Consider the following 24,197-nt stretch of genomic DNA (forward strand, 5'->3'; position numbering starts at 1 on the left):
CCTGTGGTATCCTTGAGGTCACGGAAGGACATCCATTCATGCTTTTTGAGGTTGGCGAGACCGTCGTTTACCCGCACCACGGAGCCGCGACGATCTCCGAGGTCAAGACCCGCGTGATCAAGGGCGAGGAGAAGATCTACCTCAAGCTCCGTGTCACCCAGGGCGACCTCACCATCGAGGTCCCCGCCGAGAACGTCGACCTGGTCGGCGTGCGCGACGTCATCGGCCGCGAGGGTCTCGACAAGGTGTTCGAGGTGCTCCGCGCACCCTTCACTGAAGAGCCGACGAACTGGTCGCGCCGCTACAAGGCGAACCTCGAGAAGCTGGCCTCGGGCGATGTCATCAAGGTGAGCGAGGTCGTGCGCGACCTGTGGCGCCGCGACCAAGACCGCGGCCTCTCGGCCGGTGAGAAGCGCATGCTGGCCAAGGCCCGGCAGATCCTCATCTCCGAGCTCGCGCTCGCCGAGAAGACCGACGAGGAGAAGGCCTCGCTGGTGCTCGACGAGGTTCTGGCCTCCTAACCGCACCCTCCTCCATGTCCCTCGAGCGGCCGACGGTCGCGGTGATCGTCGTGGCCGCGGGTTCGGGCACCCGTCTCGGGCGTGCCGAGCCGAAGGCCTTCGTGCCGATCTCGGGGCGCACCGTGCTCGAACGGTCGCTCGACGCCGTCGTGGCGCTGGCCTCCTCGGGCGAGCCCGTCGAACTCGTGGTGGTCGTGCCGGTCGCGCTGGTGTCCGAGGCGATGGAGCGTGTCTCGGCCTCGGCGCCGGGGCTCACGGTGTCGGTCGTCGCCGGCGGGGAGACCCGCCAGCGATCGGTCGCCGCCGGCTTGGCTGCGCTCGGCGACGGCGTCGACATCGTGCTCGTGCACGACGCCGCGCGGGCGTTCACCCCGGCGTCGGTGTTCGAGCGGGTGATCGCCGAGGTGCGCGCGACCGGTCATGGTGCCATTCCCGGGCTCCCGGTCACCGACACGGTGAAGCAGGTCGACGACGGACGGGTCGGCGCGACCGTCGACCGCTCGCGGCTCACCGCGGTGCAGACCCCGCAGGGCTTCCCGCGTGCCCAGCTCGTCGAGGCCTACGCCCTCGCCGCCGCCGACATGACCGACGACGCCGCCCTCGTGAGGGAGGCCGGGCATCCGGTCGCCGTCGTGCCGGGCGACGCGCGCTCGTTCAAGATCACCACGCCCGACGACCTCGACCGGGCCGACGACCTGCTCCGGAGGGCAGCGATGACGAGCATCCGCACCGGTGTCGGAGTCGACGCCCACGCCTTCGACGCCGAGGCCGAGCTCTGGCTCGCAGGACTGCACTGGCCGGGGGAGGCCGGGCTCGCCGGGCACAGCGACGGCGACGTGGTGAGCCACGCCATCTGCGACGCGCTGCTCGGCGCTGCCGGGCTCGGCGACCTCGGCTCCCGCTTCGGCACCGACGACCCCGAACTCGCCGGGGCGCACGGCGAGGTGTTCCTGCGCCGCACGCTCGAGGTGCTCACGGCCGCGGGCTACTCGGTGGGCAACGTGTCGGTGCAGCTCATCGGCAACCGCCCGCGCTTCGCCCCCCGCAAGGCCGAGGCGGAGGCCGTGCTCGGCGCCGTGCTCCGGGCCCCCGTGAGCGTCTCGGCCACCACCACCGACGGCCTCGGGTATGCCGGTCGGGGCGAGGGGCTCACGGCCATCGCCACCGCGCTCGTCACGGGCGGCCCGTCATCGGCGGAGCACAGCCCGTAAACTGTCGCAGTGACCATCCGACTGCATGACTCGAAGGAGCGCGCTCTGCGCGACTTCACGCCCCTCGTTCCCGGGCGGGTGGGCATCTACGTCTGCGGCCCCACCGTGCAGTCCTCCCCGCACATCGGGCACCTGCGTTCGGCCCTCGCCTACGACCTGCTGCGGCGCTGGCTGGCCTACAGCGGCTACACGGTCACCTTCGTGCGCAACGTCACCGACATCGACGACAAGATCCTGCTGAACGCCGACGGCACCGACGAGGAGTGGTGGGCGCTCGCCTACCGCGTCGAGCTCGAGTTCACCGCGGCCTACAACGCCATCGGCGTGCTCCCGCCCACCTACGAGCCGCGGGCGACGGCGTCGATCCCCGAGATGCAGGCCATCATCACCCGGCTCATCGAGTCGGGTCACGCCTACGCCACCGATGACGGCACCGGCGACGTCTACTTCGACACGGCGAGCTGGCCCGAGTACGGCGAGCTCACCCACCAGAAGCTCGACGACATGGAGCCCGCCACCGACTCCGACTCGCGCGGCAAGCGCGACGTGCGCGACTTCGCGCTGTGGAAGGGGCACAAGACCGGCGAGCCCGAGACCGCCGCCTGGGTGAGCCCCTGGGGCCGCGGCCGGCCGGGCTGGCACATCGAGTGCTCGGCCATGTCGACGAAATACCTCGGCACGCAGTTCGACATCCACGGCGGTGGGCTCGACCTGCGCTTCCCGCACCACGAGAACGAGCTCGCCCAGTCGCGCGCCGCGGGCGACGAGTTCGCGAACTACTGGCTGCACAACGGGCTGGTCTCGGTGACGGGGCAGAAGATGTCGAAGTCGCTCGGCAACTCCATCTTCGCCTCCGAGCTCATCGCCGCCGCCCGGCCCGTGGTGCTGCGCTACTACCTCGGCGCCGCCCACTACCGCTCGACCCTCGAGTACCACGACGGTGCGCTCGCGGAGGCCGAGGCCGCCGTGTCGCGCATCGAGGGGTTCCTCGAGCGCGCCCAGCGCAGGCTCGCCGACACGCGCTTCGCGGGCACCGAGGTGCTCGTCGTCCCCGACGAGTTCCGGGCGGCGATGGACGACGATCTCGCCGTGCCGCAGGCCGTCGCCGTCATCCACGAGACGGTGCGGCGCGGCAACGCGGCGCTCGACGACGAAGACCTCGCCGAGACGGCGGCGCTCTACGGCCAGGTGCTGGCCATGACCGACGTGCTCGGCTTCAACCCGCTCTCCCCGGAGTGGGCGGCCGGCGGCCGGCACGACGACGCCGAGGCGCGAGCACTCGCCGCCCTTGTCGAGCGCCTCATCGACGACCGGCAGACCGCGCGGGCGAACCGCGATTTCACCACAGCAGACCGCATCCGGGATGAACTCGGTCAGGCGGGTATCTCGATCGAAGACACGCCCTCGGGCGCGCACTGGAGTCTCGATGGCTAAATCAGGATCGGGCCGCCCCTCGCGGGCCGGCGCCGTACGCAAGTCGAGCAAGGGCCGCACCGTCGGCTCGGGCGGCCAGGGGCGCCAGGCGCTCGAGGGCAAGAAGCCGACGCCGAAGGCCGAAGACCGGCCGTACCACCCCGCCGGCAAGGCGAAGGCCGCGCGCGAGCGCTTCATCGCCGCGGGCGGCAAGGGCCGCCCCGGTGCGAAGTCGTCGAACGAGCGGGGTCAGGATGCGGGGCGTGCGTCGGCACCGGCACGTCGCGTGAAGAAGTCCGACGACAGCGAGATGGTCACCGGGCGCAACTCGGTGGTCGAGGCGTTGCGTGCGCGCATCCCCGCCACCGCCCTGTACATGGCGTTCCGGGTCGAGGTCGACGAGCGCGTCAAGGAGGCGCTGTCGATCGCGACCAAGCGCGGCATCCCCATCCTCGAGGTGATGCGGCCCGAGCTCGACCGCCTGTCGGGCCACGACGCGGTGCACCAGGGGCTCGCGCTCAAGGTGCCGCCCTACGAGTACGCCCACCCCGAGACGCTGCTCGACGAGGTGCTGCGGAAGAAGCAGACGCCGCTGTTCGTGGCGCTCGACGGCATCACCGATCCGCGCAACCTCGGGGCGATCATCCGTTCCACCGCCGCTTTCGGCGGCCACGGCGTGATCGTGCCGCAGCGGCGCTCGGTGGGGGTCACCGCCTCGGCGTGGAAGACCTCGGCGGGGGCTGCGGCGCACACGCCCGTCGCCATGGCCTCGAACCTCACCCAGACGCTCAAGGCCTTCAAGGCGGCCGGGGTGTTCGTGGTGGGGCTCGCGGGCGACGGAGACGTGTCGCTGCCCGGACTCGAGCTCGCCGACCGGCCGATCGTCGTGGTGGTGGGCAGCGAGGGCAAGGGGCTCTCGCGCCTGGTCACCGAGACCTGCGACGCCGTCGTGTCGATTCCGATCGCGTCGAGCACGGAGTCGCTGAACGCCGGCATCGCGGCCTCGGTGACGCTGTACGAGATCGCCAGGCAAAGGGCGCTCGACTAGACCGGTAGGACCAGCCCGGTCGGCTAGACCTTGAGTCGCCAGTCCTCGTCGGAGCCCTCGGTGTCGTCGGGGTCGACGACGACCTCTGCCTCCTCGAGCATCGGGATGGCCATCGTGATGGCGCCCGTCGGCGGGGCGATCATTGTCGCCTCGTCGCGCCGGTGCCGCAGCACCGTGTCGATGTAGGACGAGAGAGCTTCGGCGAGCGGAACGTCGCGGCTCTGGTCTTGGCTCATGAACCAGCGGTGCTCGAGCAGCTGGTGGAAGATCTCGGCCGGCTCCAGCTTGCCGCGGAGTTCGCGAGGGATGGCCCTGATCACCGGCTCGAACACCTTGGCGAGCCACTCGTGCGCCACCATCTCCTCGTCGAACCCCTTGCGGCCGTACTTCGCCGTGTAGGAGTCGAGGTCGTTGAGCAGGCGCCTCGCCTGGTTCTCCTGGGCGTCGAGCCCGGTGAGCCGGAGGAGCCTGCGCTGGTGGTGGCCCGCATCCACGACCTTGGGCTGGATGCGCACGGTCGTGCCGTCTTCGGTGGTGCGGATGGCGAGCTCTTCGATGTCGAAGCCGAGGTCGTTGAGGCGGTCGACGCGCTCGTTGATGCGCCAGCGCTCCGAGGAGTTGAACGACTCGGCGCCGGTGAGCTCCTTCCAGAGCGAGCGGTAGGCGGCGACGATGCCGTTCGACACCGTGATGGGGTCGAGCTCCTCGTCGACGCGGCCGCCGGCCTCGAGGTCCATCAGCTCGCCGGCGATGTTCACGCGGGCGATCTCGAGGTCGTTCTCGCGCTGGCCGTTCGAGAGGCCGCCCTCGTAGAGCTGGCCGGTCTCGGCGTCGACGAGGTAGGCGGCGAAGGCGCCGGCGTCGCGGCGGAAGAGGGTGTTCGAGAGCGACACGTCGCCCCAGAAGAAGCCGATGACGTGCAGGCGCACGAGCAGCACGGCGAGGGCGTCGACGAGACGCGTCGCGGTGTCGGGGCGCAGCATCTGCGAGAACAGGGCGCGGTAGGGCAGCGAGAACTTCAGGTGCCGGGTGACGAGCACCGAGCGCAGCCGGTCGCCCTCCTCGTCGCTGCGGTTCGTGATGACCGCGAGCGGGTCGACGCAGGGCACGTCGAGGCGCTGCAGGGTGCGCAGCATCTCGTACTCGCGCCGGGCCATCTCGTCGGTGGTCTCCTTCACGGCGATGACGTGACCGGAGAGGTGCGCGAAGCGCACGAGGTGGCGGGAGATGCCCTTGGGGAGCGCGGCGATGTACTCGTCGGGCCATTCGTCCAACGGCAACTGCCACGGCAGATCCAGCAGAGCCGGATCTGCCGTGGCAGAGGTGATGGTGAGGGAGGTCGTCACCGAATCAGCTGACGACGGCCTTGTTGCCGAGGCGGTCGCCCGACTCGAGGTCGAACAGGTGCACGTGGTTCGGGGCGGCGGTGAGGTACACCTTGTCGCCCACGAAGGGGTGCGAGCGGCCGTCGACGCGTGCGACGATGTCGGTGCGCTTGCCCTCGATCTCGGAGTGGCCGTAGAGGTAGCCGTCGGCGCCGAGCTCCTCGATGAGGTCGACGGTCACCTCGAGGCCCTCGCCGGCGGCGGTGGAGACGATGATGTCTTCGGGTCGCACGCCGATGGTGGCGCTCGTCGCGGTGGTCGAGGCGAGGGTCTCGCGGTCGACGGGCACGATCGAGGTGCCGAACTTGACACCCGTGTCGGCGAGGTCGGCGTGGAACAGGTTCATCGCGGGCGAGCCGATGAAGCCGGCGACGAACACGTTGTTCGGCTTCTCGTAGAGGTCGCGCGGCGAACCGACCTGCTGCAGCAGGCCGTCTTTCAGCACGGCGATGCGGTCGCCCATGGTGAGCGCCTCGGTCTGGTCGTGGGTGACGTAGACCGTGGTGACGCCGAGGCGGCGCTGGAGCGACGCGATCTGGGTGCGGGTCTGCACGCGGAGCTTGGCGTCGAGGTTCGACAGCGGCTCGTCCATGAGGAACACCTGGGGCTGACGCACGATGGCGCGGCCCATGGCGACGCGCTGACGCTGACCACCCGAGAGGGCCTTGGGCTTCCGGCTGAGGTAGGGCTCGAGGTCGAGCAGCTTGGCGGCCTCGAGCACGCGGCTGGCGCGCTCGTCTTTGCCGACGCCCGCGATCTTGAGCGCGAAGCCCATGTTCTCGGCCACCGTCATGTGCGGGTAGAGGGCGTAGTTCTGGAAGACCATCGCGATGTCACGGTCTTTCGGGGGGATGTCGGTGACGTCGCGGTCGCCGATGAGGATGCGGCCCTCGTTGACCTCTTCGAGGCCGGCGAGCATGCGCAGCGAGGTGGATTTTCCACAGCCCGAGGGGCCGACCAAGACGAGGAATTCCCCGTCGGCGACCTGGAGGTCGAGCTTGTCGACCGAGGCGCGGGTGGCGCCCGGGTAGATGCGAGACGCCTTGTCGAATGTGACAGATGCCATGGTTGTGTATCTCCTTCACCGGCAGGTACGTGCCGGACGATCCGTTGTGAATGGATGAAACCGGGCCTACTTCGTCGGAGACCCACCGTCGATTATGACACGCGAGCAGGTTCAGGATGCGCGCGGGCAACTCCCAGACGGGCTTCCTACTATCCTTGAGTGGTCGCCCAGAGCAGGCGGCCGATCTCGCACCGCGCATCCTGCGCTGTGAAACGACTTCTCACACGGAGCTACCACGCATGACCACAGGCGGATCCGACGACTCGCGTCTCAGCAAGAATCAGCGACGGGAGGCGGCCAGGGAGAAGGCGAAGCAGCTCCGTGAGCAGCAGCGCAAGAAAGAGGTGCGCAACCGCGTCATCCTCATCTCGTCGCTCGGTCTCGTGCTCGTGGCGATCGTGGTGGGGGTCACCCTCGTCATCACCTCGACGCTGAAGCCCGCCGGCCCCGGCCCGCTCAACATGGCCAGCGACGGCCTGGTCGTCGGCACCGGCCTCGTGGCCGAGACGACCCCCGCGCTCGCCGCCGGCGAAGACCCGGTGCCGACCGTCAACGACCCCACCTCGGGAGTCGTCGACATCCGCACCTACGTCGACTACATGTGCCCCTACTGCGGCCAGTTCGAGACCACCAACAACGCGCAGCTCACCGAGTGGATCAACTCGGGCGCCGCCACCGTCGAGGTGCACCCGCTGTCGATCCTCGACCGTGCCTCGCTCGGCACGAAGTACTCCACCCGCGCCGCCAACGCCGCGGCCTGCGTGGCGAACTACTCGCCCGACCAGTTCTGGGCCTTCAACGGCCTGCTGTTCCAGAACCAGCCCGAGGAGAACAGCGAGGGCCTCGACAACGCCGCGATCAAAGACTTCGCGAGCCAGGCCGGGGTCACCGACCTCGACGCCGTGAACACGTGCATCGACGACACCGAGTTCAAGGGCTGGGTCGCCGATGCGACCTCGCGCGCCCTGCAGGGCCCGCTCCCGGGCAGCGACGAGCCCAACGTGAGCGGCACCCCCACCGTGCTCGTGAACGGCCAGAAGTACACCGGCTCGCTCACCGACCCCGACGCGTTCTCGGCCTTCGTGGTGCAGGTCGCCGGCGAGGCCTACGACACCTCGACCGCCACCCCGACCCCCACCCCCGCGGGCTGACCCGCTCTTCACCATGTCGTCACGCCCCGGCCGCGCGCCGGGGCGTGACTATGATGAGGTGTTCCACCCCAGCCGGCCTGGCGCAATTGGTAGCGCACCGCTCTTGTAAAGCGGGGGTTACGGGTTCGAGTCCCGTGGCCGGCCCCATTCACGAGCTGATCTCGCGCAGCACCCATGCCCATCTCGCGCGGTGACCGCGAGCACATCGCGCGCGCCGGCACCACGGGCGTATCGACCGGCACTCACATGGCCGCACGCGGCGCCCCGTTCGGCTCGGCCTCCGCATCGGGAAGCAACGCCGCCCCTATCATCCCGGAGGAAGACATGGCCATCACCGAGGACGAGTTCGCCCGGCAGCACTGAGACGTCAGGCAGGTGTGTATTGGTAGGTCGCGGTGAAGACATCGGAGGTCGTTTCGATGGTGTCGCCGATCAGTGTTGCAGTCACAAAGATGTGCCGGACCCGGTGGTGTGCGCCGTGAGCGAGTACACCACAGAGGGAAGCAATCCTCCGCTTGCAACGGTGCCCGACCAGTTCATGATGAGTGTGCGGGTGGCGTACGTGTAGCTCACGGATGACCATCCTGCAGCTGAGGACGAGCCGCTCACGCCAGCGCCGCCGGGCTCGCCGGCGATGATGAGGCGCAGCGATCCGGTGAAGTCTCGGCCGGTGTTGTTCTGCACGTTGATCAGGACGCCGCCGAGCTGAGGAATGGCGCCCGGGATCTGGCTGACGAGGTCACCGGACGTGGGCACCCATAGGAGCCCGAAGCTCCCGGTAGAGGCTGCGGCTGCGGGGGCTGCTGCCGCGATCGCTACGACCGGCGTGGCCCAGATACCCGCCCGGAGCACGCTTCGTCTCTGTACTTCGTTCACGCGAGGAGCTTGTCACCGGCGGACGGGTGAAGCTATCCCCCTTTCGGTGGACTAGCGCTCCATTCAAATCATTGTCATCCTGTTGTCGCAGAATGGGGCTGGCCACACCAGGCTTCCACACGGCTCCAGCGGCCTCGGTCGTCCTCCTCGACGGCCGGGGCCGTCTTCTCTGCGAGGGGGGCGCTGATGGCTGAGGTATCGAGACGGTCTGTCGTGACTGCGGGAGTGTGGGCTGTTCCTGTTGTCGCGGTGGCCGTGGCTGCGTCGGCTGCGGCCGCGAGTGGTGCGGTTGCGCTCGAGGTCAGCCTCGAGGTGCGTCCGCTCACCGACATCAGGGTGGTGATTGTGCCGGTCACAGTGACTAACCCGTCGGCGGCTCCCGCGACGGTCACCTTGGTGCCGGCAATGAGCGGTGACAGTTTGCGCTTAGGTAGCATCCTGGGGACGACGTGGGTGCGTGTGGGAGAGCACATTTATCAGGCGGTCGTAGGCCCAGGTCAGTCTCTGGCGGGTGTCGTGTATGCCGTGCAGATCAGTGGTTCCTACTCGGCTCCGCTTCATCCTTACGTTCTCACGCTCACAGCGTCAGCGCCGGAACTCACATCCGGCATCGCGAGCCATTCGGGCACAGTCTGAACCCTCTGGGTCACTGCTCGGTGCCCAGGTGATCGCGCGGTACTGCGAATCCGCACAACGAGCGCACCCGCGGTGGTCGGTCGTCGGCGCTCGTGGCAGCCCAACCATCGGCTTCGCGATCGATCACCATCCACTATTCGGTGGATTGACAATCTAGGCAATTCCCTGGCACACTTCACGCATGAGCGAAGTGACGCGTCGTGGAGTCCTCCGGGCCGGAGTGTGGGGTGTGCCGGTGGTGGCCGTGGCTGTCGCCGCGCCCGCAGCTGCGGCCAGTGATCAGCCCCGCGTGGTCATGTGGTGGTCGCCTGTGGCCATCACGATCGGCAGAGCGGAAGCGAGACTCAACTTCATCAACGACAGCCTCGTGGATGTGAACCGGCTCACTGTGATGATCTCCGGTCTCACGGCTGGACTGAACCTCTCGTGGTCAGGCAACGACTGGCAGCTCGTCGCTTACGACCCTGCCGCAGGCACAGTGGTCTTTGCGAAGGTGGACCCACTGCCGCCGAGCGAGGCCGCAACTCTGTTTCTGACCTTCTCCTCGGAACAGTTGCCGCCGGGGACCTACTCGCTTCCCACCACTGTCTTATCTGGTGCGACCGCCTTTCCTGACGAGCTTGTGGTCAGGGCGGTCTAAGTTCGGCACAAGGTACGTGGGGTTGTCCTAGGGCGCGGGGACCTCATCTGCGGGTTCGAGTCCCGTGGCCGACCCTCTCGTCGTCCCGCCCTCGCCCCCCTCTTGCCCCCGCGCTCTCCATCGACAGGGGGATGTCCGGTCGAGGTGCGCCGTGCGACACTTGTCGAATGAGTGAGACGTCGAGGCGGTCTGTGCTTCAGGCCGGTGTCTGGTCCATCCCCGCGGTCGCGCTGGCGGTGGCGGCGCCCGCGGCGGCGGCGAGCGTGGCGGCACCGACCGTCACCATCACCGGAATCGTGCCGACGGGTGTACGAGATGTGCACGAACTCTCGATCAGGGTCGACGACATTCCGCCCGGCTCCAGCCTCGTCACCGGCCGAGTCACGTGGACGCCCTCCGGCGGCAGGACCATCGGGTCGAGCATCTTCCTTCCCGACTCCTCGGGCAACGCCTCGGTCACCCTCACCGAGTTCCCGCCCGGGGTGCTCTACCTCTTCACCGCATCCGTTTTCATCTCGGGCACCACCATCACCACCACCTACCCGTACACCTTCTGACCCTCGCCAACCGTCAGCTGCCCACGGGGTGCTGCTTGCCGGCGTCGGGGCCGAGTTCGGCCTCGAGGGCCAGGCGGAGGCGATGTGAGCGGAGGAGCAGTGAGACGCCGGTGCCGAGGAGGATGAGCATCGGGATGAGCGGCGCGAGCTGTCGCAGCAGGTCGGCGGTCGGGTCGAGAACGAGCAGCCGGATGATCACGAGGGTGGCCGAGAGGCCGAGTGCGCTGATGCCGAGGAGCCGGGCGCGGTTCACCGCATGGCGGCGCTGGATGGCGCTCTGGGCGACGGGTTCGCTGGGCATGCTCGGCGGTTATGGAGCGCCGGGGGCCGCGGTGGGGCGGGACTCGAGGGCGGTGAGGCGCTGTTCGAGGTAGGCGATGTAGTCGACGAGATAGGCGGTCTTGGCCTCGAGGCGGTCGAGGCGAGGGCTGATGTGCCCCTGGTTGTAGTGCAGCGGCACCTTGAGCGGATGCGTTTCGTCGATGGCTGCGATCGAGGCGTGGAGCACGCGAGGGTCGGGGGAAGGGCTCGTCATGCCGGTCAGTGTAGGCCGGGCGGGTCTGCGCCGCACGACCGCGCTCAGGCGGCGGGTGGGCGGCGTGCGACCCTGGGAGGTCGAGTGCGAGCTCCCCGCCAGGCGCGTTTGGGGTCGCGCTGGCGGGGAGCCGCGGGCCCGAGAGCATCGGCGCGAGTTGGGTGACTCGCGACGTCGATGCGGGCCATCACGACCGTAGACGTCATCGGGTCGGACCTAAGGGACGCTAGACGGGCTCTCCGGCCGCGGCAAGGGGTTTTCAGGAGACGGTCAGTGTGTTGCGGGGTCGACCTCAGTCGTCTTCAGCGGCGCCAGCGGCCCGCCGCGGCCGATCCGCTCGCCGGTGCGCCGGCGTCGGCGGAGGGCCCGGGCGTCGCCGGCTCGGGGATGATCGTGAGCTCGCCCCGGTCGGCTGCGGCGGCGAGAACACCGATCCACTCCCGGTTCACCCCACCCGCCTTGCCGCCGAGCGCGAAGCGGAGGGGAACGGCGGGGTGGAGCCACACGGTGGTGCGCCCGCTCCCGGCCGCGAGGGGGTGCTCCCACGACAGCGCGAAGCTCTCGGCGCGGCGCAGTTTCGTCATGATGACGGCCTGCAGATGGGCCAGCGTACGGTCGTCGAGCTCGAGCTGATGACCCTCGCCGTAGTAGAAGATACCCATCCGACAAGTATGGAGGCGACCACCGACATCCGTCGCCAGGGGGTGCCTGATCGGCCGAACGGGGAGACGCTGGACTGATGAAGCAGATCACATACGCGGGCGACTCCCTCCTCACCAGCGACGCGGTGGCGTCGGCACTGATCGAGCTCACCGCGTGCCTCGCCAAGAAGGGCATCGCCGAGGCCGTCTCCATCCCCGTCGTGAAGAACGGCACCGCGACAGATGCCGAGCTGGTGATCGGCGTGGGCAACGACGTGCTGGCGGTTCCTGCCGACCCCGACGAAGACGGTGACGGTGATGGGGTCGACATCGACGATGCCGTGTTCACCGCAGCCGCCGACGACCTCCGCGCCAAGCTCGACAGCCACTCGGGCACCTCTGCTGCCCAGTTCGCCCGGGCGTCGGACATCGACTCCTACCTCGACGACTACCCGGTTCACTAGCGCACCGGTGGCCGGATCTGCCCTTTCGGTCTACTGTCAGAAACGTCGAGGCAGACATGTTTGGGGGTCGGTCTCGATGAGATCGGGAGTGGGTGCCTCGGTGCCGCTCCCGTTTTCTCTGCACAGCCCGCTCTCTGCCCGGCCTGCGCAGGAGCCGCCAGCTCACCGCCGCCTCACCGGTTGCGCGAGCGCGAGCCCGTGGCACGCTGCGGCTGCGTCTTCGAGCTCGGTGAAGTAGCCCTCCCCGATGAGCTTGCGCGGCTCGTGGTAGGTGACGGCGCGCCAGCGCGACACCGGCTCCCCGTCGAGCACGACGTCGACCCAGCGGATGATCGCGAAGGTCGACGAGGTACCTGGAAGGGGGAAACGGAATTCGACCGGCAGGAGGGTCTGAACGGCTGACGCTGGCACACCTCAGACGGTAGCGCCGGCCTCCGACATCGCGCGTCGGCGGTCGACGCCGAGCGAGATCATGAGGACGGCGAACCCGACGGCCGCGAGGGCCACCCCGACGAGCGCGGGGGAGAGGTAGCCGAAGCCCGCGGCGATGACGAGACCGCCGAGGAACGCCCCGAGGCTGTTGCCGATGTTGAGCGCCGAGTGGTTGAGCGCCGCGGCGAACGACTGGGCGTCGTGCGAGACATCCATCAGCCTGGTCTGCACGGCCGGCGCGCACGACCCCGCGGCGGCACCCACGACGAACACGGTGACGAAGAGCCCTGGCCCGGTGTGGGCGAACAGGGCGAAGGCGAGCACCGCCACACCCACTGCGAGCACGCACACCGTGAGCGACCGGGTCACCGAGCGGTCGGTGAGCCAGCCGCTGACGAAGTTGCCGAGGGTCATGCCGATGCCGAACACCACGAGGGTCCACGGCACGACCGACTCCGCGAGCCCGGTGACCTCGGTGACGACGGGGGCGATGTAGGTGTACACGGCGAACACCCCGCCGAAGCCGATCGCGCCGACGCCGAGCGTGAGCCACACCTGCAGGCGCTTGAGCGCGCTCAGCTCGGTGCGCATCGTGGCTCGCGGGTCGCCCGGGCGGAACGGCACCGTCACCGCGATGGCGGCGAGCGTGACCGCGAAGATGACCGCCACCAGCAGGTAGGCGCTCCGCCATCCGAAGGTCTGCCCGAGGAAGGTGCCGAACGGCACGCCCACGACGTTCGCGATGGTGAGACCGCCGAGCACGAACGCGACGCCGCGGGCGCGGTTGCCCGGGCCCATGAGCGAGGCGGCCACGAGCGACGCGATGCCGAAGTACGCCCCGTGCGGCACCGCCGAGACGAAGCGCGCGGCCAGCACCAGCCCGAAGGTCGGCAGCACGGCCGAGAGCAGGTTGCCCAGCACGAACACCGACACGAGCGCGATCAGCAGCCGTTTGCGCGACCAGCGCGCGGCGAGGGCGGCGATCGTGGGCGCCCCCACCACCACGCCGAGGGCGTACGCCGAGACGAGATAGCCCGCCGAGGCGTTGGCGGCCTCGGGGTCGACGCCGTAGAGCTCGGGCAGCAGGTCTTGGGCGATGTTCGGCAGCAGCCCCATGGTGACGAACTCGGTGACGCCGATGCCGAAGCCGCCGAGGGCCAGGGCGATCAGCGCGAGCCGACGACGAACGGCGCCGACGCCCACGACCGCGGCGGGGCCGCGATCGGTGTCCTGCACCTCCGTCACAGCACGCTGAGGTGGTTCTCCACCTTGATGCGTCCCTTGGCGCGGGGCTTCCGGGCCCGCTCCGGCAGTCCGCCCACATAGAGCCAGCCGAGCAGTTCCTCGTTCTTGTCGAGCCCGTGCGCCTGACGCACCGCCTTCGTGCGGGTGAGCTCCCCGGTGCGCCAGAACACACCCCAGCCCTCGTCGTCGAGCACGAGCGAGAGGTGGTGGGCGACGCCCGAGGCGACCGCCTCCTGCTCCCACCGCGGCACCTTGCGGGTGGAGCGGAAGGATGCGACCACCGCGAGCAGCACCGGCGCGCGGTGCGTCTTCGACCGGAACTTGTCGACGTCCTTCCCCTTGGCGCCGTCGGCCTTCGCCAGCCCGGCCGCGACCCGGTCGCGTGCGTCGCCGCGGATCTCGATGACCCGCCACGGCTTCAGCCCGCTGTGGTCGGCGAGCTGCCCGGCCGCCTCGACGGCGCGAGCGATCTCGGCGTGACTCGGCGCAGCATCCGTCACCTTCGACGACGAGCGGCGGGCGAGCATCGCCTCACGAACCCCTGCCACCTGCTACTCCGCGGCTTCGAAGCTGAGCGAGATGGAGTTCATGCAGTACCGGTCGCCGGTGGGGGTCTGCGGGGCGTCGTCGAACAGGTGCCCGAGGTGCGAGCCGCAGTTCGAGCAGCGCACCTCGGTGCGCACCATGCCGAGCGAGCGGTCTTCGATGAGCTCCACCGCGTCGGAGCCGGTGGGGTCGTAGAAGCTCGGCCACCCGCAGTGCGAGTCGAACTTGGTGGTGCTGCGGAAGAGCTCCTGGCCGCAGGCCTTGCACGTGTACACGCCCTCGCGGTTCTCATCGAGCAGCTCACCCGTCCAGGGCCGCTCGGTGGCCGCCTGGCGGAGCACCGCGAACTCGTCGGCGGAGAGCTCCTCGCGCCATTCGTCGTCGGACTTGGATACCTCGTAGCTCACTGCTGCTCCCGGTTGATTCGCTCGGTCGATCGTCAATCATCTCAGTAAACTCCTCGGGTGACCGCGCATTCCCCCGTTCGCAAGACCTGGAGCGAACTCTCCACCGCCGAGCTCTACGGCATCGTGAAGCTCCGCACCGACGTCTTCTACCTCGAGCAGAAGGTCGACGAGGAGGAGCTCGACTGGCGCGACGCCGAGCCGGCCACCGTGCACTACTGGCTCACCGATGAGGCGGGCACCATCACCGCCTACCTCAGGGTGCTGACGGATGCGCAGCCGGAGCACCTCGACGCCCGTCACGCCATCGGCCGGGTCGTCACGCATCCGCTCCATCGCGGCAAGGGTCTCGCGCAGGTGCTGCTCACGGCCGCCGTGGAGGAGTTCGGGCACGAGGCGATGCTGTTGCACGCGCAGAGCTATGTCGCGGGGTTGTATGCGCGGGTCGGGTTCGAGGCGTTCGGCGAGGAGTACCTCGAGGCGGGCATTCCGCACCTGTCGATGTACCGGCCGGGGTCGGCGGCGCAGGCGTCGGCGGCCGGGTCGGCGGCCGGGTCGGCGGCGCAGGGCGATTCAGGCGCGGCATTCGGCTCCCGTTGAGGTGAGCGCCCCTAAGATATCGAGCACGCCGTACCCCGACGGCGCCCCGCCCCCGTGGAAGGAGGACGCCGTGCCCTCGAACATCGAGCAGCCCGTCCCTTCGGCGTCGAATCGGCCGCTCAGCGAACGCGATGCGCGCATCCTCGCCTTCGAGCGCAGCTGGTGGCGGCACGCGGGCGCCAAGGAGCAGGCCATCCGCAAGGAGTTCGGCCTCTCCTCCGCCCGGTACTATCAACTGCTCGGTGCGCTGATCGACTCTCCGGCCGCTCTCGCGCACGATCCGATGCTCATCAAGAGGCTTCAGAGGGTGAGGGAGGCGCGTCTGGCTGCCCGCAGCGCCCGGTTGCTCTCCCGCGACGACTAGGACCATCACCCCTCCATGGCTCACTTCACCCAGGACAGCTTCGACAGTCTGCCCGCCCATCCCGCACGCGTGGGAGCCCACCGCGGCCCCCGGCCGCGCGGGCGGGGGTGGGTCGTGCTGGCCTGGGCGGCGCTCGCGACGGTGCTGCTCGTCGGCGCCGGGGTCGTCTACCTCTCGGTGATCAACAACAACATCCAGTTCACGGATGCGTTCGGCGGCTCGTCGACGTCGACCGACGCCCCCGAGGCGGAGCCCACCGAGGCGGCGCCCGCGGTCACGCCCATCACCGACGGCACGTTGCCCGTCACCATCCTGAACGGCACCGAGGTGGTCGGCCTGGCCGGCCGGGTGGGCGAGTCGGCGGTGGCGAACGGGTGGAACATTGCCACCATGGCCAACGCGAGCACGAGCGACTTCGCGACCACCACGGTCTACTACGAAGACCCCGCCAACGAAGCGGCGGCGCTCGGCCTCGCCCAGCTGCTCGGGGGCGTGCCCACCGAGCTCTCCTCGAGCTTCCAGGGCGCGGCGCTCACCGTGGTGCTCGGCACCGACTACGCAGGGCCGGGGGCCGAAGCGCCGGTCGAGGAAGCTCCGGTCGACGACGGCACCGGCGTCGAGGGCTGACCCCTCCTCGGCCTTCCGCGTCGCGGCCTTTTATTACGCGCGTGTTTCCGTCGTGTTGAGTTGCGGCAACGATGTGGCCAATTCGCGCATCCGCCCGTTCCCGGCCGTTTCCGCTCGATTAGTATCTGGAAACAGTCGTGGCAACCACGTCACTTCTGCGGAAACACAGCACTTGGGAGTAACAATGGCGAACGGAACCGTCAAGTGGTTCAACGCTGAGAAGGGCTACGGCTTCATCACGGTCGACGGGGGCGGACAGGACGTGTTCGTGCACTACTCGGCGATCGACATGGCCGGGTACAAGGTTCTCGAAGAGGGTCAGCAGGTCGTGTTCGAGGTCGGCACCGGGTCGAAGGGTCCGCAGGCCGAGTCGGTGCGCCTGGCCTGAGCCGCTGGCTCGGCGACGGTAGTCTTTCGGGGTGAGAACACGACCCCGTACGCCTCTGCGCGCCGGGGGTCTCGCGGCGGTGCTGCTCGCCGCCGGCGCGCTCGCGGGCTGCGTCTTCGACGCGGCCGTGCCGCCGCCCGCGGTGACGCCGACGGGCGCGTTCGACGCCGATTACAGCGAGCCCGTTGCGCTCGTTCCCGCGCCCCTGCGCGGAACGCTGGTGGAACCGGGCGCCCTGCAGAATCCGTCGCTCGCGGCGAAGATCGACAATCACGAAGACGCGCGGCCGCAGATCGGCCTCGAGCAGGCCGACCTCGTGTTCGAGGAGCTCGTCGAGGGCGGGCTCACGCGCTATGTGGCGGTGTGGCAGTCAGACGTGCCCGAGCTCATCGGGCCGGTGCGCTCCATCCGCCCGATGGACCCCGACATCATCTCCCCGCTCGGCGGCATCGTCGCCTACTCGGGCGGCCAGGAGCAGTTCGTCGACATGATGCTCGCGACGCCGGTGTACAACGCCATCCACGGCGAGGCCGACACCCAGGAGACGTTCTACCGCATCGACGGCTACGACAGCCCCCACGACGTCGTGGTGAAGGCCTCCGAGCTGGTCGCCGAGCACGCGCAGCTCGCACCGCCCGCCCAGCAGTTCGCCTACTCAGCCGACGTGCTCTCCTCCTCGGCCGCGGTCGACGGCGAGCCGACGGCGACGCTGTCGCTCGTGTTCTCCGACTCCCGCTTCCCGTCGTGGCAGTGGGACGAGGCGTCGAGCTCGTTCCTGCGCTCGCAGGAGGGCGAGCCCGACCTCGGGTCGACGGGCGCGCAGCTCGCGGCGACCAATGTGGTGAGCCTCCTCGTCAACGAGGTGTACGACTACGACGAGGAGGTGCCGCGCGCCGTGCTCGTCACCTCGGGCGAGGGTTGGGCCTCCACCGGCGGGAAGACCGTGCACCTGCGCTGGTCGAAGGATGCTGCCGCCTCGCCCATCCGTCTCGTCGACGACGCCGGGGGGACGATCAGGCTGGCTCCCGGGAGTACCTGGGTGGAGCTGGTGCCTCGCGAGGCGGGGAGTGTGACGGTGACGGCGCCCGAGCCGGTCGTCGAGCCGGCGCCCGGCGATGCGGGCGACCCCGGTGACCCCGGCGACCCCGTCGGCTGAGCTGCGGCGTCACTTGCACTCGGCATCCCTGAGTGCCAGTATTGCTTTAGCACTCGTGAACTCTGAGTGCTAAAACACCTGAATCTTTGATGACGTCCAGGAGGGCGAGAAACACACATGGCAAAGATCATTGCTTTCGATGAAGAGGCCCGTCGCGGTCTCGAGCGCGGCCTCAACACGCTCGCCGACGCGGTCAAGGTGACCCTCGGCCCGCGCGGCCGCAACGTGGTGCTCGAGAAGAAGTGGGGCGCCCCCACGATCACCAACGACGGCGTGTCCATCGCCAAGGAGATCGAGCTCGACGACCCGTACGAGAAGATCGGCGCCGAGCTGGTCAAGGAGGTCGCCAAGAAGACCGACGACGTCGCGGGCGACGGCACCACCACCGCCACCGTTCTCGCTCAGGCGCTCGTCAAGGAGGGCCTCCGCAACGTGGCCGCCGGCGCCGACCCCATCAGCCTCAAAAAGGGCATCGAGAAGGCCGTCGCCGCCGTCTCGGCCGAGCTGATCAAGAACGCCAAGGAGATCGAGACCAAGGACGAGATCGCGGCCACCGCATCCATCTCCGCGGCCGACCCCGAGATCGGCGCCATCATCGCCGAGGCCATCGACAAGGTGGGCAAGGAAGGCGTCGTCACCGTCGAGGAGTCGAACACCTTCGGCACCGAGCTCGAGCTCACCGAGGGCATGCGCTTCGACAAGGGCTACCTGTCGGCTTACTTCGTCACCGACCCCGAGCGTCAGGAAGCGGTCTTCGAAGACCCCTACATCCTGATCGTGAACAGCAAGGTCTCGAACATCAAAGACCTGCTGCCCATCGTCGACAAGGTCATCCAGACCGGCAAGCAGCTCCTCATCATCGCGGAGGACGTCGACGGCGAGGCACTGGCCACGCTCGTCGTGAACAAGATCCGCGGCATCTTCAAGTCGGTCGCCGTCAAGGCTCCCGGCTTCGGCGACCGCCGCAAGGCCCAGCTGCAGGACATCGCCATCCTCACCGGTGGCCAGGTCATCTCCGAGGAGGTCGGCCTCAAGCTCGAGAACGTCACCCTCGACCTGCTCGGTCAGGCCCGTAAGGTCGTCATCACGAAGGACGAGACCACGATCGTCGAGGGTGCCGGTGACGCCGAGGCCATCGCCGGTCGCGTCGCGCAGATCCGCGCCGAGATCGAGAACACCGACAGCGACTACGACCGCGAGAAGCTCCAGGAGCGCCTCGCGAAGCTCGCCGGCGGTGTGGCGGTCATCAAGGCTGGTGCAGCCACCGAGGTCGAGCTCAAGGAGCGCAAGCACCGCATCGAAGACGCCGTGCGCAACGCCAAGGCCGCCGTCGAGGAGGGCATCGTCGCCGGTGGTGGCGTGGCGCTCATCCAGGCCGGCAAGACCGCGTTCGAGGGCCTGTCGCTCGAGGGCGACGAGGCGACCGGTGCGAACATCGTTCGCGTTGCGATCGAGGCGCCGCTGAAGCAGATCGCCTTCAACGCCGGCCAGGAGCCCGGTGTCGTCGCCGCCCGCGTGCGCGACCTCGAGTCGGGCTGGGGCCTCAACGCCGCCACCGGCGAGTACGTCGACCTGCTGGCTGCCGGCATCATCGACCCCGCCAAGGTGACCCGCTCGGCGCTGCAGAACGCCGCGTCGATCGCCGGCCTCTTCCTCACCACCGAGGCCGTCGTCGCCGACAAGCCCGAGAAGACCCCGGCCCCCGTCGGTGACCCCACGGGCGGCATGGACTTCTAGTCCCGGCTCCACCACCGCAAGGGCGGCCCCTCCGGGGGCCGCCCTTCTGCGTGCGCGGCCCCGGGCGCGCCGCTCGGGCCGTTCAGAATCGCAAACGTCGCGGCATCCGACCTCTTAGAGGGCGCGGATGCCGCGACGTTTGCGGTTTCGAACGGCGAGCGGGGCGGGATGCCCCGCGGTGCACGCGCCGCCCGCGCCGCGCCGCCCGCACCGCGCCGCCCGCACCGCGTCGCCCGCACCGCGCCCGGCGCCCGGGCGTTCAGAATCGCAAACGTCGCGGCATCCGCCTCCTCCATGGGGTCGGATGCCGCGACGTTTGCGGTTTCGAACGGGGGCGGGGCGGGGGTTACTCGGCGAGGGGGAGGGTGACGCGGAAGGTGGCGCCGCCGCCGAGGGTCTCGAGGGCCTCGACGGTGCCGTGGTGGGCGGCGATGATCGAGGAGACGATGGCGAGGCCGAGGCCCGAGCCGCCGGTCTCGCGGGTGCGCGAGGAGTCGGCGCGCCAGAAGCGCTGGAAGATCTTCTCGCGGATCTGCGGCGGGATGCCGTCTCCGTGGTCGATGATGTCGACGGTCGCGACGCGCCGCTCGGGGTCGACCTGCACCGAGAGCTCGATCGGGCTGTCGTCGTCGGTGAAGCGCAGCGCGTTGCCGATGAGGTTCGTCAGCACCTGGCGAATCTTGTTCTCCTCCGCCAAGACCACCGCCCGCAGCTCGGCGGGCTCGGGCTGCACCGCGACAGCGTCGAGCGCCCCCGTGCCGTCGACACCCGCCGTCAGCGGCACGACCTCGCCCGTCTCACCCGCGCCACCCGCGCCGGGCCCACTGCGCCCGCGCCGGCGCAGCCGCGCCAGCGTCGCCGCGAACGCGATCGGCCGCGTCGACGTCGAGATGGCCCGCTTGCCGTCGACCCCGGTGGGGGCAGCGGATGCGCCGGCCTCCGCATCCGGCCCCTCGAGAGGCGCGAACGTCACCGACGACGGGGCGTGCGGAGTGATGACCGAGATGACGCGGGCGGGACTGGCGGCACGAGCATCCATCGCCGCGTCCATGGTGAGGGGCACGAGGTCGATCAGCGCGAGCTGCAGCGGGCGGGTCTCGTCGAGGCGGGCGAGCTCGAGCAGGTCTTCGACGAGCGTGCCCATGCGGATCGCCTCCTTCTCGATGCGATCCATCGCCTGGGCGACGTCTTCGGGGGTCTGGAGCGCGCCCATCCGGTACAGCTCCGCGTAGCCGCGCACCGAGACCAGGGGCGTGCGCAGCTCGTGCGAGGCGTCGCCGACGAAGCGGCGCATCTGCTCGATGGTGCGGGCGCGGTCGGCGAAGGCGCTGTCGATGCGGGACAGCATGGTGTTGAGCGAGCGGTTGAGCCGCCCCACCTCGGTGTTGGGCATGCCGTCGGACATGCGCTGGCTGAAGTCGCCGCCGTCGGCGATCGCCGCCGCCGTGCGCTCCACTTCCCGCAGAGGCCCGAAGGTAGAGGTGACGAGCAGGCGCGTCATCATCGCGCCGAGGATGACGACGCCGACCCCGAAGGCGAGGAAGATCGACAGGTAGGTCGCCGTGGTCTTCTCGGTCTCGGCGAGAGACTTCGCGATGACGATGCTGCCGCTCGAGTCGTCGCCTCCGAACAGGATGACGGTCGACGCGACCGCGTGCCACTGCGTGCGCTGGTCGATCGAGTCGACGCTGAACACGCGCCCGTTGATCTCGCCCGAGGTTTCGATCGACAGGGAGACGTCGGGTCGGCCATCGACGTCTTGCTCACCCCAGTTGCTGATGATGAGGTTGCCCGAGGAGTCGAGCAGCCCCACGAAGTACTCCGTTGGGGCCGAGGTGATGTCGGAGATCTTGAACTGCTCGGTCGTCGCGTCGGGCCCGAGGAAGGGCGACGGGTCGCGCCCCGCCGCCTCGAGCTGCGAGTCGACCTGCTGCAGCAGATAGGTGCGCAGCACGATCATGGTGCCGACGCCCGAGACGACCAACCCGAAGGTGAGCATCAAGACCGTGACGCCCGTGATCTTGGTGCGCAGTGAGATGGCGTTCCACTGCTTCAGGATGGCGTTGTGCATGCTCCCGACAGGCTACGCCCTCTAGGCCTTTGAGACTTTGAGCATGTACCCGAAACCGCGCTTGGTCTGGATGAGCGACTCCTCGGTGTGCGCGTCGAGCTTGCGCCGCAGGTAGGAGATGTAGCTCTCGACGATGCCGGCGTCGCCGTTGAAGTCGTACTCCCACACGTGGTCGAGGATCTGCGCCTTCGACAGCACCCGGTTGGGGTTGAGCATGAGGTAGCGCAGCAGCTTGAACTCGGTGGGGGAGAGCTCGATGGCGGTGTCGCCGACGAAGACCTCGTGAGTGTCTTGATCCATGGTGAGGTCGCCGGCGCGGATGATCGCGTCTTCGTCGGCCTGCATGGTGCGCCGCAGGATGGCCTTGATACGCGCCACAATCTCGTCGAGCGAGAAGGGCTTCGTGACGTAATCGTCGCCGCCGACGGTGAGACCCGTGATCTTGTCTTCGGTGTCGTCTTTGGCGGTGAGGAAGAGGATGGGCGCGGTGTACCCGGCGGCACGCAGTCGCTTGGTGACGCCGAAGCCGTTCATGTCGGGAAGCATCACGTCGAGGATGATGAGGTCGGGCTCCTCCTCGAGCACGGCCGAGATGGTCTGGGCGCCGTTGCTCACGGCTCGCACCGCGAAGCCGGCAAAGCGCAGGCTCGTGGTGAGGAGGTCGCGGATGTTCGGTTCGTCGTCGACGATGAGGATGCGAGGGCCGGTCATGACGTTATTATCTGCAGGTTCGCTGGGCGCAACCTGGGAACAAGTCGGATGCTGTCAGGCCGATCTCTGAGATCGTGACGGTCGGGTGGGACGCGGCTCCAGCATCCGTCACCGTCAGCCGGCCGGGCGGCTCAGGCGGCCGGCACCTCCGCATCGAGGATGCTGTACGAGTACCCCTGCTCGGCGAGGAAGCGCTGGCGGTTCTGCGCGAAGTCCTGGTCGACGGTGTCGCGGGCGACCAGCGTGTAGAAGCTCGCCGTGAGCCCCGACTGCTTCGGGCGGAGCAGGCGGCCAAGGCGCTGCGCCTCCTCCTGTCGCGACCCGAACGAGCCGGAGACCTGGATGGCGACGCTCGCCTCCGGCAGGTCGATGGAGAAGTTCGCCACCTTCGACACCACGAGGATCTTCTCCTCCCCGTCGCGGAACGCCTGGAACAGCCGCTCCCGCTCGGGAACCGGGGTCGCACCCGTGATGCTCGGCGCGCCGAGCTCCTCCGAGAGCGCCTCGAGCTGGTCGAGGTACTGCCCGATGACGAGGATGCGCTCGCCCTTGTGCTGCTCGATCAGCCGCCGGGTGGCGTCGAGCTTCGCCGGAGCGGTGGCGGCGAGGCGGTAGCGTTCGTCGTCTCCGGCGGCGGCGTACTCCATCCGCTCCTCGAAGGGCAGGTCGACGCGCACCTCGAAGCACTCGGCGGGGGAGATGTAGCCCTGGGCCTCGATCTCCTTCCACGGGGCGTCGAACCGCTTGGGCCCGATGAGGCTGAACACGTCGGACTCGCGGCCGTCTTCGCGCACGAGCGTGGCGGTGAGGCCGAGCCGGCGGCGGGCCTGCAGGTCGGCAGTGAGCTTGAAGACCGGCGCCGGCAGCAGGTGCACCTCGTCGTAGACCACGAGCCCCCAGTCGAGGGCGTCGAGCAGTTCGAGGTGGGCGTAGCTGCCCTTCCGCTTCGACGTGAGGATCTGGTAGGTCGCGATGGTGACCGGCTTCACCTCTTTGACGAGGCCCGAGTATTCGCCGATCTCGTCTTCGGTGAGGCTCGTGCGCTTCAGCAGCTCGTCGCGCCACTGCCTGGCCGAGACCGTGTTGGTGACCAGGATGAGCGTGTTGGTCTTCACCGCCGCCATCGCGCCCGCACCGACGAGCGTCTTGCCCGCCCCGCAGGGGAGCACCACGACGCCGGAGCCGTGCTCGGCGAAGTGGTCGACGGCCTGCTGCTGGTAGTCGCGCAGGTGCCAGCCGCTCTCGTCGAGATCGATCTGGTGCGGCGTGCCTGGCGTGAAGCCGGCGAGGTCGTCGGCGGGCCAGCCGAGCTTGATGAGCTCCTGCTTCAGCTGCCCGCGCGCCCACGGCTCGATCACCTGCGAGCCGTCGTCGCGGCGCTCGATGAGGAGAGGAGCCACCTTCTTGGCGCGCATCACCTGGGTGAGCACCGCAGCATCCGTCGACTTCAGCAGCAGCGTGCCCTCGTCGTCGCGCTCGATGACGAGCTTGCCGTAGCGGCCGATGGTCTCGTCGATCTCGGCCGAGACAGAAGCGGGCACCGCGAACTTCGAGTACTCGGTGAGGGTGGCGTTGATCTCGGCGGCGGTGTGGCCGGCGGCGCGGGCGTTCCAGAGGCCGAGGCGCGTGATGCGGTAGGTGTGCACGTGCTCGGGCGCGCGTTCGAGCTCGGCGAAGACCGCGAGCGCGTGGCGGGCGGAGTCGGCTGCAGGATGCGCCACCTCGAGCAGCACGGTGCGGTCGCTTTGAACGATGAGAGGGCCGTCTGGCAT

28 protein-coding genes and 1 tRNA gene are annotated in these 24,197 nt (G+C 69.1%); 16 read left to right on the forward strand and 13 right to left on the reverse strand.

Translation table 11 applies throughout. The annotated features are described in order from the left end of the window. Positions 1 to 38 precede the first annotated feature (38 nt). The 4 genes from HL652_RS01840 to rlmB are packed head-to-tail and all read left to right on the forward strand — an operon-like array spanning position 39 to position 4,193. Positions 39 to 521, forward strand: coding sequence for a CarD family transcriptional regulator (locus tag HL652_RS01840; RefSeq protein WP_171703727.1), 483 nt, complete (start codon positions 39 to 41; stop codon positions 519 to 521). A 14-nt stretch (positions 522 to 535) separates the two neighbouring features. Further along, positions 536 to 1,732: a 2-C-methyl-D-erythritol 4-phosphate cytidylyltransferase gene (gene ispD / locus HL652_RS01845; RefSeq protein WP_171703728.1), complete on the forward strand. Its 1,197-nt coding sequence runs from the start codon at positions 536 to 538 to the stop codon at positions 1,730 to 1,732. Between the two features lie 9 nt (positions 1,733 to 1,741). Further along, the gene (cysS, locus tag HL652_RS01850) at positions 1,742 to 3,166 is read left to right on the forward strand and encodes a cysteine--tRNA ligase (RefSeq protein ID WP_171703729.1); all 1,425 of its coding nucleotides are present in this window, start codon (positions 1,742 to 1,744) and stop codon (positions 3,164 to 3,166) included. Continuing rightward, a complete protein-coding gene (gene rlmB / locus HL652_RS01855) occupies positions 3,159 to 4,193 on the forward strand; it encodes a 23S rRNA (guanosine(2251)-2'-O)-methyltransferase RlmB (protein WP_171703730.1) in 1,035 nt (344 codons plus the stop codon). Before cysS ends, rlmB begins: the two co-directional genes overlap by 8 nt. Before the next feature lie 23 nt (positions 4,194 to 4,216). Here rlmB and HL652_RS01860 read toward each other — a convergent pair whose 3' ends face one another. Together HL652_RS01860 and HL652_RS01865 are read right to left on the reverse strand one after the other, a co-directional pair. After that, entirely contained in the window at positions 4,217 to 5,539 is a 1,323-nt protein-coding gene (locus HL652_RS01860) for a DUF4032 domain-containing protein (RefSeq protein ID WP_171703731.1), read from the reverse strand. A 4-nt stretch (positions 5,540 to 5,543) separates the two neighbouring features. Beyond that, complete coding sequence (locus tag HL652_RS01865) at positions 5,544 to 6,644, reverse strand: ABC transporter ATP-binding protein (protein ID WP_171703732.1); 1,101 nt, start codon at positions 6,642 to 6,644, stop codon at positions 5,544 to 5,546. A gap of 239 nt (positions 6,645 to 6,883) precedes the next feature. On the opposite strand from HL652_RS01865, the gene HL652_RS01870 reads away from it, so the two are divergent. The 3 genes from HL652_RS01870 to HL652_RS01880 all read left to right on the forward strand — a co-directional run bounded on the left by HL652_RS01870 (position 6,884) and on the right by HL652_RS01880 (position 8,158). After that, positions 6,884 to 7,795 carry a DsbA family protein gene (locus HL652_RS01870; protein ID WP_171703733.1) on the forward strand — a complete coding sequence of 304 codons (912 nt, stop codon included), beginning with the start codon at positions 6,884 to 6,886 and terminating at the stop codon, positions 7,793 to 7,795. Between the two features lie 71 nt (positions 7,796 to 7,866). Beyond that, positions 7,867 to 7,942 (forward strand) — tRNA-Thr (locus tag HL652_RS01875). Between the two features lie 27 nt (positions 7,943 to 7,969). Then, a complete protein-coding gene (locus tag HL652_RS01880; protein WP_171703734.1) occupies positions 7,970 to 8,158 on the forward strand; it encodes a hypothetical protein in 189 nt (62 codons plus the stop codon). 81 nt (positions 8,159 to 8,239) lie between these two features. Here the strand turns inward: HL652_RS01880 and HL652_RS01885 are convergent, their stop codons facing one another. Beyond that, positions 8,240 to 8,551, reverse strand: coding sequence for a hypothetical protein (locus HL652_RS01885; protein ID WP_171703735.1), 312 nt, complete (start codon positions 8,549 to 8,551; stop codon positions 8,240 to 8,242). Between the two features lie 937 nt (positions 8,552 to 9,488). Between HL652_RS01885 and HL652_RS01890 the strand changes: the two genes are divergently transcribed. Together HL652_RS01890 and HL652_RS01895 are read left to right on the forward strand one after the other, a co-directional pair. Continuing rightward, positions 9,489 to 9,947 carry a hypothetical protein gene (locus HL652_RS01890; protein ID WP_171703736.1) on the forward strand — a complete coding sequence of 153 codons (459 nt, stop codon included), beginning with the start codon at positions 9,489 to 9,491 and terminating at the stop codon, positions 9,945 to 9,947. A 167-nt stretch (positions 9,948 to 10,114) separates the two neighbouring features. After that, entirely contained in the window at positions 10,115 to 10,504 is a 390-nt protein-coding gene (locus HL652_RS01895) for a hypothetical protein (RefSeq protein ID WP_171703737.1), read from the forward strand. Between the two features lie 13 nt (positions 10,505 to 10,517). Here HL652_RS01895 and HL652_RS01900 read toward each other — a convergent pair whose 3' ends face one another. The 3 genes from HL652_RS01900 to HL652_RS01910 form a co-directional block, all read right to left on the reverse strand. Then, positions 10,518 to 10,805, reverse strand: coding sequence for a hypothetical protein (locus HL652_RS01900; RefSeq protein WP_171703738.1), 288 nt, complete (start codon positions 10,803 to 10,805; stop codon positions 10,518 to 10,520). 9 nt (positions 10,806 to 10,814) lie between these two features. Then, positions 10,815 to 11,039, reverse strand: a complete 225-nt coding sequence (locus HL652_RS01905; protein WP_171703739.1) for a hypothetical protein — start codon at positions 11,037 to 11,039, stop codon at positions 10,815 to 10,817. 302 nt (positions 11,040 to 11,341) lie between these two features. Then, complete coding sequence (locus HL652_RS01910) at positions 11,342 to 11,701, reverse strand: DUF7882 family protein (protein WP_171703740.1); 360 nt, start codon at positions 11,699 to 11,701, stop codon at positions 11,342 to 11,344. Positions 11,702 to 11,778: 77 nt separating this feature from the next. On the opposite strand from HL652_RS01910, the gene HL652_RS01915 reads away from it, so the two are divergent. Continuing rightward, complete coding sequence (locus HL652_RS01915; RefSeq protein ID WP_171703741.1) at positions 11,779 to 12,144, forward strand: hypothetical protein; 366 nt, start codon at positions 11,779 to 11,781, stop codon at positions 12,142 to 12,144. Between the two features lie 162 nt (positions 12,145 to 12,306). On the opposite strand, the gene HL652_RS01920 is transcribed toward HL652_RS01915, so the two are convergent. Genes HL652_RS01920 through msrB form a run of 4 tightly spaced genes read right to left on the reverse strand, consistent with a single transcriptional unit; the run spans position 12,307 to position 14,774 of the window. Then, on the reverse strand, positions 12,307 to 12,555 hold the full coding sequence (locus tag HL652_RS01920; RefSeq protein ID WP_171703742.1) for a hypothetical protein: 249 nt from the start codon (positions 12,553 to 12,555) through the stop codon (positions 12,307 to 12,309). Positions 12,556 to 12,558: 3 nt separating this feature from the next. Beyond that, positions 12,559 to 13,821: an MFS transporter gene (locus HL652_RS01925; protein WP_171703743.1), complete on the reverse strand. Its 1,263-nt coding sequence runs from the start codon at positions 13,819 to 13,821 to the stop codon at positions 12,559 to 12,561. Beyond that, positions 13,818 to 14,348, reverse strand: a complete 531-nt coding sequence (locus HL652_RS01930; RefSeq protein ID WP_171707123.1) for a nitroreductase family protein — start codon at positions 14,346 to 14,348, stop codon at positions 13,818 to 13,820. The genes HL652_RS01925 and HL652_RS01930 overlap by 4 nt, the downstream gene beginning before the upstream one ends. Positions 14,349 to 14,372: 24 nt before the next feature. Then, positions 14,373 to 14,774: a peptide-methionine (R)-S-oxide reductase MsrB gene (gene msrB / locus HL652_RS01935; protein ID WP_171703744.1), complete on the reverse strand. Its 402-nt coding sequence runs from the start codon at positions 14,772 to 14,774 to the stop codon at positions 14,373 to 14,375. A 57-nt stretch (positions 14,775 to 14,831) separates the two neighbouring features. Here msrB and HL652_RS01940 point away from each other — a divergent pair, with 57 nt between their 5' ends. From HL652_RS01940 to groL, 6 genes are all read left to right on the forward strand, one after another. Beyond that, positions 14,832 to 15,371: a GNAT family N-acetyltransferase gene (locus HL652_RS01940; RefSeq protein ID WP_171703745.1), complete on the forward strand. Its 540-nt coding sequence runs from the start codon at positions 14,832 to 14,834 to the stop codon at positions 15,369 to 15,371. A gap of 70 nt (positions 15,372 to 15,441) precedes the next feature. Continuing rightward, entirely contained in the window at positions 15,442 to 15,735 is a 294-nt protein-coding gene (locus HL652_RS01945; protein ID WP_171703746.1) for a DUF3263 domain-containing protein, read from the forward strand. Positions 15,736 to 15,750: 15 nt separating this feature from the next. Beyond that, a complete protein-coding gene (locus HL652_RS01950; RefSeq protein WP_171703747.1) occupies positions 15,751 to 16,362 on the forward strand; it encodes a LytR C-terminal domain-containing protein in 612 nt (203 codons plus the stop codon). 184 nt (positions 16,363 to 16,546) lie between these two features. Further along, positions 16,547 to 16,750, forward strand: a complete 204-nt coding sequence (locus tag HL652_RS01955) for a cold-shock protein (RefSeq protein ID WP_171703748.1) — start codon at positions 16,547 to 16,549, stop codon at positions 16,748 to 16,750. A gap of 31 nt (positions 16,751 to 16,781) precedes the next feature. Then, complete coding sequence (locus tag HL652_RS01960) at positions 16,782 to 17,906, forward strand: DUF3048 domain-containing protein (RefSeq protein WP_171703749.1); 1,125 nt, start codon at positions 16,782 to 16,784, stop codon at positions 17,904 to 17,906. A gap of 117 nt (positions 17,907 to 18,023) precedes the next feature. Then, on the forward strand, positions 18,024 to 19,643 hold the full coding sequence (gene groL, locus HL652_RS01965; protein WP_171703750.1) for a chaperonin GroEL: 1,620 nt from the start codon (positions 18,024 to 18,026) through the stop codon (positions 19,641 to 19,643). Positions 19,644 to 19,989: 346 nt separating this feature from the next. Here groL and HL652_RS01970 read toward each other — a convergent pair whose 3' ends face one another. The 3 genes from HL652_RS01970 to HL652_RS01980 form a co-directional block, all read right to left on the reverse strand. Continuing rightward, a complete protein-coding gene (locus HL652_RS01970; protein WP_171703751.1) occupies positions 19,990 to 21,714 on the reverse strand; it encodes a sensor histidine kinase in 1,725 nt (574 codons plus the stop codon). Positions 21,715 to 21,735: 21 nt separating this feature from the next. Beyond that, a complete protein-coding gene (locus HL652_RS01975; RefSeq protein ID WP_171703752.1) occupies positions 21,736 to 22,425 on the reverse strand; it encodes a response regulator transcription factor in 690 nt (229 codons plus the stop codon). Positions 22,426 to 22,556: 131 nt separating this feature from the next. Beyond that, the gene (locus HL652_RS01980) at positions 22,557 to 24,197 is read right to left on the reverse strand and encodes a DNA repair helicase XPB (protein WP_171703753.1); all 1,641 of its coding nucleotides are present in this window, start codon (positions 24,195 to 24,197) and stop codon (positions 22,557 to 22,559) included.

This window comes from Herbiconiux sp. SALV-R1 (assembly GCF_013113715.1).
GTDB lineage: Bacteria > Actinomycetota > Actinomycetes > Actinomycetales > Microbacteriaceae > Herbiconiux.